Genomic DNA, 8,821 nt, shown 5'->3' with positions numbered 1-8,821 from the left:
ATGGTGATGGTCGAGGCGCCGCGCGTCGCTTCGCCGGCCAGCGCATCGTCGACGACGCCTCTCAGCTCGCCGAGATCGACGCCACGATGAAAGCAGAACTGCCCGTCCTCCGACATGATGACGGAATTGGCCAGCACCGGCGACACGTCATCGATCGACACCCAGCGGCGGTCGTAACCGGAGAAGGTCGCCAGGTCCTTCAGCATCAGCGTCGAGACAGGATGCACGAAGAACGGCAGGTACAGAAACGTCAGCACGACCGGAATCAAAGCCAGCACCGCGGCCACGACGATGCCGCGCCGGACCCAGCGCTTGAGACCACGGCGGTTTACGCCCCGCGATCTCGTCGCCATGTCCAGCTTTTCGGTTTCATGATCGACGATCGGTTCCGCCAAGCCGCCCAACCCGTGCCAGAGAGCTCGTTTTGAAACGCGCTCCTGTGAGTCATGTGACGGTGTTTTCGAGAACCGGAGCGGAGCGTACATTAGAGTACGCAAGCACCGGAAGCGCAGAAAACGCCCTCAGATGACCGCAGGAGTAGAGTTTCCGAACGGGCTCATACTGCTCCGGCATAATGGCGCTTGCCTTCTTGCGCAACGTCTGAGTGTCGGCTACCGGTCCCGGCCATGACGAATGACGACCAAATGGCGTTCGAAATGGCGCTGATCAGGCGGGCAGCCGCCGTCGAGGTGCTGCTGCGGCGACTGCTCGACGACCGCGCGCTTTCGGGCGAGATCGCCCGGCCGGACCGGCTGATGGCGGCGATGCGCCATGGCGTGCTGAACGGCGGCAAGCGCCTGCGGCCCTTCCTGGTCATGGAAAGTGCCGCCCTTTTTTCCGCCGACGGCGAGGCGGCACTGCGTGTCGCCGCCGCACTTGAATGCGTGCATTGCTATTCGCTGATCCACGACGATCTGCCCGCCATGGACGACGACGACCTGCGTCGCGGCCAGCCGACCGTGCACAAGGCCTTCGACGAGGCAACCGCGATCCTGGCCGGCGACGCCCTGCTGACGCTGGCCTTCGACATCATTGCCGGCGAGTCGACTGCGCTGCCGGCGGAGCGGCGGGCAGCCCTGGTGCTGGCGCTTGCCCGCGCCGCCGGAGCAGGCGGCATGGTCGGCGGCCAGAAGCTCGATCTCGAAGCCGAACAGACGCCGCCGGACGAGGCCGGCATCATCCGGCTGCAGGCGATGAAGACCGGCGCGCTGATCCGTTTCGCCTGCGAGGCAGGCGCCCTCATCGCCGGCGCCCCGGCCGATGACCGCGAGCGGCTGGCCGAATTCGGCTCGGCGATCGGTCTTGCCTTCCAGCTTGCCGACGACCTGCTCGATTTGACCGCCGACGCCAGCCAGATGGGCAAGGCGACCGGCAAGGACGCCGCCGCCGGCAAGGCGACGCTGGTGGCCTTGCATGGTGCGAATTGGGCACGTGGCCAGCTTCACGGCCTCGTCCAACAGGCGCATGCGCTGCTTGAGCCCTATGGTGACGATGCCCAGTTGCTGAAAGAAGCGGCGACATTCGTGGCGGCGCGTAACAGCTAAGGTTGGTGCCAGCCGGAACATCGAGCTGATTGCACGCACGTCCCCGCCGGCCGGTTCTGAAATAGAACTTGAGCGGAAGCCTGCCGAGGCAGAGGATTGACATCCGCACGGCAAGCACGCGGTGCGGATAAGAGTTGGAGGATGCCATGTCGACCACCGACAAGCTGTTCAGCGGTTCCATTCCCGAGATCTACGACCGGGCGATGGTGCCGCTGATCTTCGAGCCATATGCGCGGGATCTGGCGGAGCGGGTGTCGAAGCTCGGGCCGCAATCGGTGCTCGAAGTGGCGGCGGGCACCGGTGTGGTGACACGTGCGCTCGCAGCAAAGCTGCCGGCGCAAGCGCGCATCGTGGTCACCGACCTCAACCAGCCCATGCTCGACCACGCACGCACGCGGATGGTGGACGATCCTCGCATCACCTGGCAGCAGGCCGATGCTCAGGCGCTGCCCTTCGAGGACGCACAGTTCGACGCCGTGGCCTGCCAGTTTGGCGCGATGTTCTTCCCCGATCGGGTGGGCGCCTACGGGCAAGTTCGGCGCGTGATGCGGCTGGGCGGACACTTCCTGTTCAACGTCTGGGGTGCCATCGAAGAGAACGAGTTTGCCGATGAGGTGACGCGTGCGCTCGGCCATTTTTTCCCGGCCGATCCGCCTCGCTTCATGGCAAGGACACCGCATGGCTATCACGATGCGGACGTCATCCGCGCCGACCTGCATGCCGCCGGCTTCCGTAACATCACCATAGAGCCGCTGGATGCCGTCAGCGCCGCTTCCTCGCCATATGAGGCGGCCACGGCCTATTGCCAGGGCACGCCCCTGCGGGCCGAGATCGAGGCGCGCGGTGGCTCGCTGGAGGAGGTGACGCGATACGTGGCGAATGCCCTTGGGAAACGGTTCGGGGAAGGCCCGGTAAGTGGCCGCATCCGCGCCCTCGTCGTGGAAGCGGCCTAGGCGCGCTGTCCATCCGGCGGCTCGCACGGCTCGCCTGCCCGCACGAACGAAATTTTAATGTAAATGAAGCGTAATCCCGGCCATTAAAATGGTGCGTATGTGTTGGGGTTGCGCATGCCTGAATATTCGTCCTTCATCCGGTCGGTCCGGATCCGCTATATTTCAGGGTTGCTGATCTTCGCGCTGGCTTCCGCCGGCATCGTGATTGCACTTGATCGCGTCAATTCCTTTCGCCGCGACATCGATGCGCTGAGCAGCAATCTCGTCATCTTCACCCGAGACCTGCGCAACGCGACCAACTTTGCCGAGACGACCGGCACCGCCTGGCGGGCGGAGACACGCGATGCCCTGACCACATCGGCGCGCGGCCATTCGGAGCGCCTGACCGGCGAGATCGAGACGCTGACCGCCCAGCTTGCGGCGATCAAGCCGCGGCTGTCGATCAAGACCGTCGACGAACTCCAATCCGCTTCAGTTAACGGCGATCTGTTCTGGTCGCCGCGCGACATGGTGCGCAATTTCAACCTGATGTCGGTGGCGCAGAAGGTCGATGAGTGGAGCTATCGCGAAATCCGCAACCAGAATGACCTGTTCGCCCAACCCATGCTGGTTCGCGTCCGCACCGCCATGGATGATGAGCGCCATCTGGCCGATGCCTCCAGCGACAGGCTGTTGTTGTGGGCCAGCGGCATCCTGTTCGCGGCCCTTGCCATCGTCGCCTTCTGGATCTTCCGCCCGATGGAAGTGGCGATCCGCCGCGCCTTTGCCGAATCCGCCGAATCCCTGTTCAAGGCCGAGGCCGCCGACCGCGCCAAATCGGAATTCCTGGCCAATATGAGCCACGAAATCCGCACGCCGATGAACGGTGTGCTCGGTATGGCCGAACTGCTGGCCAAGACCGATCTGACCCCACGCCAAAAGACCTTCACCGACGTTATCGTGAAGTCCGGCAACGCGCTGCTCACCATCATCAACGACATCCTCGATTTCTCCAAGATCAATGCTGGCCAGCTCACCCTCGACCCTGCTCCCTTCCGCCTTTCCGAGGCGGTCGAGGACGTGGCGACGCTGGTCTCGGCTCGCGTCGCCGAAAAGAACCTCGAACTGATCGTGCGCGTCGATCCGCGCCTGCCGGCCCATGTCGTCGGCGACGCCGGCCGGTTCCGGCAGATCATCACCAACCTGCTCGGCAACGCAGTGAAGTTCACCGAGAAGGGTCACGTGCTGATCGACGTCGGCGGCGAGATCGTCAACGACGTGGTCCAGCTCAAGATCCGCGTCGAGGACACCGGCATCGGCATACCGGCCGAGAAACTGCAGAACGTGTTCGAAAAATTCGCGCAGGTCGACGGCTCGTCCACCCGCCGTCATGAAGGCACGGGGCTGGGGCTCGCCATTGCCGCCCGCCTCGTCGACCTGATGGCAGGCAAGATCGGCGTCGAGAGCGAGATCGGCCGCGGCTCGGTGTTCTGGTTCGCGGTGCCGCTGCCCGCGCATCAGGCCGCGGCGCGAGACGAGATCGTGCCGGTCGACGTTACCGGCGCGCGCGTGCTGGTCATCGATGACAATCCGGTCAACCGCGAAATCCTGCTCGAGCAGCTCAGAAGCTGGAGCTTCGACTGTGCCGCCGCCGAAAGCGGCGCCGTCGGCCTGGCCTTCCTCGATCGCGCCTTTCAGTTGGGCGCCGCCGTCGACTGCATCATCCTCGACTACCAGATGCCCGGCATGAACGGCGCCGACGTCGCCAGGGCAATTGCTTCCGACAGCCGGCTGTCCTCCATCCCGGTGGTGTTGCTGACCTCGGTCGACCAGGTCGATTTCGGCAAGATGATCATCGACTTCGGCATTGCCGCGCATCTGACCAAGCCGGCGCGCTCCGCGGTCCTGCTCGGCACCGTTATCTCGGTCGTGCAGAAGGCCCGTTCGCAGGTCGGCAAGGCGCAGTTTGTCCGCGAACCGATCGTCCAGGCTCCCCCGGCAGCGCCGCCCGCCTTTACCGTCATCCGCGGCCCGGCGCTGCCAGTCGCGGCAGCACCGGAATCGACAACCACGCCGAACGGACCGATCGACATCCTGATTGCCGAGGACAACGACGTGAACCAGCTGGTCTTCGGCCAGATCCTCAATGGCTTGGGCTTGAGCTACCGCATCGCCGGCAACGGCCGCACGGCGGTCGAGATGTACCGGGCGCTGCGCCCCAAGCTGATCCTGATGGACGTCTCGATGCCGGAGATGAATGGCTACGAAGCGACCCGCGCGATCCGGGCCATGGAGACCTCGACGGGCACCCACATTCCGATCATCGGCGTCACCGCGCATGCGCTGAAGGGCGATCGCGACAAGTGCATCGAATCGGGCATGGACGACTATCTGCCGAAGCCCGTTTCGCCCGACCGACTGGGCACCAAGATCGGCACCTGGCTCAGCGAGACCGTGGTGGCCAAGACGGCGTAAAAGCCGGCCCTATTGGTCAGGCCGGATCAGCGCAACCGGCCGATCGGGATGATTTCCGGCGAGGTCACACCATAAGGTGTGCCCTGCCAGTCACCCAGCCACTGCTCGACCAACAGGCCAGTCTCGTCCAGCATCCCCGCAAGATCTTCCTTCTTGGGGAACGCGATCTTGGATTCGGCGCCCAGAACAGGTCTACCGCCCGGAATGTCATAGAAGGTCGAGTAGGTGACGATGCCGGTAGCGGCATCGTGTTCGGCATCATACCAGGCTTTGACCGTGCCGAGGCCGGGATGCGTAACTGCCCGTTCGGAGCGCTGCGGTGTCCATTCCAGCCATTCCTCCTCGGCGGGATTTCGTGTGTCGAAAATGAAGAGCCCGCCGGGAGCGAGATGCTCGGCGATGGTGCCCAGCACCGCCATCTGATCCTCGCCTGTCAGGAAAACCTGGAACGCATGCCCGGTGAGCAGGACCAGGTCGAAACGCCGCCCGAGCCGAACAGTTCGCGCGTCGGCCTCGACCCAGTCGACCCTGTCGCCGCCGGCCCTGCGCCGCGCCACGTCGAGCATCGCCGATGCCGGATCAACGCCAGTGACATTATGCCCCTCGGCAAGTTCGGCAGCCAGTTGGCCAGTGCCACAGCCGAGATCGAGGACCGAGCCGCGATTTACGGCAAGACCGATACAGTAATCAAAATCGGCACGGCCGCTTTGATTCTCGATATCATAGAACTGGACGAAGTCGGGATCGCTGTAGATAGGGTCGGTCATAGTCGCTGCCCATACTCCAAATTTCCAGCTGCAGCCCATCAATGCATCAGGCGGCTGCGTCGAGGCGATAGCGGCGCATCCAGTCGAGGCTCGTGTCGTCGGAGAGCTTTGCAACGCCGGGCCTCACGTCATCGGCATTCGGCGCTTGAACGCCCAAGACTTCGCAGATGCCTAGCAATGTCGCCGCCGGATTGCTCGAAAGGCGCTCGTAGCCAACCCGAAGCGGGGTTATGCCTTGCTCAGCGAACCAGATGTTCCATGCCGCATCATAGGTCTCGAGTACCTCGACCTCACGCCTGATCCGCTCGAAATCATATTGGGGCTCTTTCGGCGGTGCGACCCTTTCGATCTCGGTGCCGTCGGGAGCGATATGCCAAAGACCGGTCTGCTCTGCCTTGATCAGGGAGACAGCCTGCGCAAGCTTGTCTTCCCGCGAGAGGTGTATGTAGAGAACATTGCCGAATGCTCTTTCGAACCGTGCTCTGTCGGATGGCAGTTTTGGGAAAATCCGGTCGAGGATCGCCGAAAGCTCATCCAGATTTTCGCGCATCAAGCGGAGGCCGAAGAGGCCGGTCCCACCCTTGCCGGCGGCGATCGCGGCATCGAGATACGCGGCATCGAATTCGAGCTCGCTCATCGCGGCGCGATCGGGCAACTTCCACTCTTCGGCCCACTCCACCACGTCCTGGCGCCGATAGAATGAGTGCGGATCACCGGCCGTCTTCGTGGACGCCAGAAGCTTGCACAGCAAAGTGCTCCCCGTCCTCGGCGTACCGCAGATAATGTATCCATCGAACATGTTGTGCCCACGCGGCTTGTCAAAGGCAGGGGCTGTCGCTCCTGGTAACATGGCCGCCGCCATAGCTGAAATCCTTGCTGGATGCGACGCCACGGCTGTCGCTTTTTAAATGCCTCTCTCAGACAAAATACCCTGCCGGCAGGGGTCAAATTACCGGTTGCGCACCACCACGCATGCCCCACCGATGCTTTGCAATTTCTGGCAGATGACGTTTGCATCGGCGCGGTGGTCGACACCGATCCTGACCGCATAGATACCCCGCCGGCCGATCGGCGTGCGCACCCGGCTGACCACTGGATCGTGCCCATTGAGCAGGGCCGGGAACCGGCTCCTTACCCTGAGCCACTGGTTGATCGCGGCACTGCGGCGGAAATTGCCGGCCACCTGGATGCCCCACGGCTTTACGTTGATCGAGGCCATCGCCACGGTCCGCGACATGATCACCGGCAGTTTTCGGCAAGCGACGGCAAAATCCGCCTTAGCGTCGAGCGGTTCGACCCTTCCGGCATAGGCTCGGTCGGTGAACTTGTCGGCTGGTTCGCCCATGATGTCGAAGACATAGCTTTCGGTTTCCATCGGCAGGAAACCGCCGGAACTGAGCCAGCGCGACACCCGGCTCTCGCCGGCATTGTAGGCGGCGGCCGCCAGGCCGAGATTGCCGTAGCCGGTTTTCATTTCGGCGAGATATTTCGCCGAAGCCGGGATCGCCTGATTGATGTCGAAGGAATTGGCAAGCCCGCGCATCTTGGCGGTTCCCGGCATGAACTGGGCAATGCCTTCGGCGCCGACGGGACTGACGGCGTTGGGATCGAAACGGCTCTCCTTCCAGATCAGCCGGGCGAAGAAATCCCTGGGCAAACCATTCTGGTCGGCATGCGCCTGGATCAGGTTGCAGACCTTGTCGATAAGCCGTTGCTTGGCGGATTGCGGCGGATCGGCCTGAGCCAGTGTCGACCAGACTAGCCCACACAGCAGGACCAGCGTCGCCCACAGGAAACGCCGCATTTGACCTACTCTGCCGCGGCCTTGCCGCCGCGACCGAACCGCTGTTCGATATAGTCGGCGACCATTTTCTCGAAATCCGCCGCGATCGACGGTCCGCGCAGCGTCGCCGCCTTCTTGCCGTCGACGAAGACAGGCGCCGTCGGCGTCTCGCCGGTGCCGGGCAGCGAAATGCCGATATCGGCATGCTTGGACTCGCCCGGGCCGTTGACGATGCAACCCATCACCGCGACCTTGAGGTTCTCGACGCCGGGATATTTGTCGCGCCACACCGGCATGTTCTTCCTGAGATCTGCCTGGATGTTCTGAGCGAGCTCCTGGAACACGGTCGAGGTCGTGCGGCCGCAGCCGGGACACGCGGCGACGATCGGCACGAACTGCCTGAACCCCATCGTCTGCAGCAATTCCTGCGAAACCTGCACCTCGCGCGTGCGGTCGCCATTCGGCTCCGGCGTCAGCGAGATGCGGATGGTGTCGCCGATGCCTTGCTGCAGCAGGATGCCCATGGCGGCCGACGAAGCGACGATGCCTTTCGAGCCCATGCCGGCTTCGGTCAGGCCGAGATGCAGCGCATGGTTGGAGCGGGTGGCGAGCTCGGCATAGACGGCAATCAGGTCCTGCACGCCGCTGACCTTGGCCGACAGGATGATTTTCTCGCGGCCAAGGCCGATCTCTTCCGCCATCTCGGCCGAGAGAATGGCCGACTGCACGATCGCCTCGCGCATCACCTCTTGCGCCGTCAGCGGAAAACCCTTGTCCTGGTTGTCGTCCATCAGCCGGGTCAAAAGCTCCTGGTCGAGCGAGCCCCAGTTGACACCGATGCGCACCGGCTTGTCATGCCTGATCGCCATCTCGACGATGTCGGCGAACTGCCGGTCCTTCTTGTCCTTGAAGCCGACATTGCCGGGGTTGATCCGATATTTGGCCAGCGCCTCGGCGCAGGCCGGGTGATCGGCCAAGAGCTTGTGGCCGATATAGTGGAAGTCGCCGACCAGCGGCACGTTGATGCCAAGCCGCTGAAGCCGCTCATGAATGCGCGGTACGGCGGCGGCACTCTCGTCGCGATCGACGGTGATGCGCACGATCTCGGAGCCGGCCCGGTGCAGTGCTGCGACCTGCGCGACGGTCTGGTCGATATCGGCCGTGTCGGTGTTGGTCATCGATTGGACGACAACGGGCGCGCCGCCGCCGACGACCACGCCGCCCACATCGACGCCGACCGAGGTGCGGCGGGGGAAAGGAGAGGAAAAATATCCGGTCATGCCGGCAGCCTTTTGTCTCTGGAGCATCTTGTGTCCTGCA

8 protein-coding genes are annotated in these 8,821 nt (G+C 63.6%); 3 read left to right on the top strand and 5 right to left on the bottom strand.

What is annotated here, in order from left to right; all coding sequences use genetic code 11:
- Positions 1 to 404: transglycosylase domain-containing protein (locus EN991_RS12880; protein ID WP_206519201.1), on the bottom strand; the 404-nt coding region annotated here is incomplete at its 3' end.
- Between the two features lie 222 nt (positions 405 to 626).
- Between EN991_RS12880 and EN991_RS12875 the strand changes: the two genes are divergently transcribed.
- From EN991_RS12875 to EN991_RS12865, 3 genes are all read left to right on the top strand, one after another.
- The gene (locus EN991_RS12875) at positions 627 to 1,544 is read left to right on the top strand and encodes a polyprenyl synthetase family protein (protein ID WP_024502973.1); all 918 of its coding nucleotides are present in this window, start codon (positions 627 to 629) and stop codon (positions 1,542 to 1,544) included.
- A 146-nt stretch (positions 1,545 to 1,690) separates the two neighbouring features.
- Positions 1,691 to 2,497, top strand: a complete 807-nt coding sequence (locus EN991_RS12870; RefSeq protein WP_013529223.1) for a methyltransferase domain-containing protein — start codon at positions 1,691 to 1,693, stop codon at positions 2,495 to 2,497.
- A 114-nt stretch (positions 2,498 to 2,611) separates the two neighbouring features.
- Positions 2,612 to 4,951 carry a response regulator gene (locus tag EN991_RS12865; RefSeq protein ID WP_127368894.1) on the top strand — a complete coding sequence of 780 codons (2,340 nt, stop codon included), beginning with the start codon at positions 2,612 to 2,614 and terminating at the stop codon, positions 4,949 to 4,951.
- Between the two features lie 26 nt (positions 4,952 to 4,977).
- Here EN991_RS12865 and EN991_RS12860 read toward each other — a convergent pair whose 3' ends face one another.
- The 4 genes from EN991_RS12860 to ispG all read right to left on the bottom strand — a co-directional run bounded on the left by EN991_RS12860 (position 4,978) and on the right by ispG (position 8,781).
- Positions 4,978 to 5,718: a class I SAM-dependent methyltransferase gene (locus tag EN991_RS12860; RefSeq protein WP_063173214.1), complete on the bottom strand. Its 741-nt coding sequence runs from the start codon at positions 5,716 to 5,718 to the stop codon at positions 4,978 to 4,980.
- Positions 5,719 to 5,764: 46 nt separating this feature from the next.
- Entirely contained in the window at positions 5,765 to 6,517 is a 753-nt protein-coding gene (locus EN991_RS12855; RefSeq protein WP_164753857.1) for a Stf0 family sulfotransferase, read from the bottom strand.
- 150 nt (positions 6,518 to 6,667) lie between these two features.
- Positions 6,668 to 7,522 (bottom strand): lytic transglycosylase domain-containing protein, encoded by an 855-nt coding sequence (locus tag EN991_RS12850; RefSeq protein ID WP_127368892.1) that lies wholly within the window; start codon positions 7,520 to 7,522, stop codon positions 6,668 to 6,670.
- A 5-nt stretch (positions 7,523 to 7,527) separates the two neighbouring features.
- Positions 7,528 to 8,781 carry a flavodoxin-dependent (E)-4-hydroxy-3-methylbut-2-enyl-diphosphate synthase gene (gene ispG / locus EN991_RS12845; RefSeq protein WP_024502967.1) on the bottom strand — a complete coding sequence of 418 codons (1,254 nt, stop codon included), beginning with the start codon at positions 8,779 to 8,781 and terminating at the stop codon, positions 7,528 to 7,530.
- Positions 8,782 to 8,821: the final 40 nt, after the last annotated feature.

The sequence above is a fragment of the Mesorhizobium sp. M7A.F.Ca.US.005.03.2.1 genome, from assembly GCF_003997795.1.
Lineage (GTDB): Bacteria > Pseudomonadota > Alphaproteobacteria > Rhizobiales > Rhizobiaceae > Mesorhizobium > Mesorhizobium ciceri.
Note: the sequence above shows the minus strand (reverse complement) of the source record. Positions and strands in the feature narration are given on the sequence as shown.